At 31.5% G+C, this 267-nt stretch carries 1 pseudogene; it reads right to left on the bottom strand.

Annotated elements, in window-relative coordinates:
* Nucleotides 1-228: pseudogene (locus tag AB6N09_RS05705) on the bottom strand (hypothetical protein); the annotation flags it as partial.
* Nucleotides 229-267 lie beyond the last annotated feature (39 nt).

Genomic DNA, 267 nt, shown 5'->3' with positions numbered 1-267 from the left:
CAAAGCCAGATCGAACTCGTATCCATTATATTTAAGCTGGTACTCTGGATTTTTCTTTTCATCCTTATCTTTCTCAAGCTTTTCATTGCTATCTTTTTTTTCTATAATTTTTCCAAACTCTACAATTTGATCATAATTTTTTGTGTATTGACATTTTTTTTCATTATATGACATTAGCTGCCTGAGGTCTTTTACATAAGATTCAGGTGAAGTAAACAAATCCTTCACTTTTAGTGTAAGGTCCGTTCCCCGCTTTTTCAATGTTTT

This window comes from Wolbachia endosymbiont of Tettigetta isshikii (assembly GCF_041154185.1).
Classification (GTDB): Bacteria; Pseudomonadota; Alphaproteobacteria; order Rickettsiales; family Anaplasmataceae; genus Wolbachia.
This window is presented reverse-complemented; position numbering and strand designations above follow the sequence as displayed.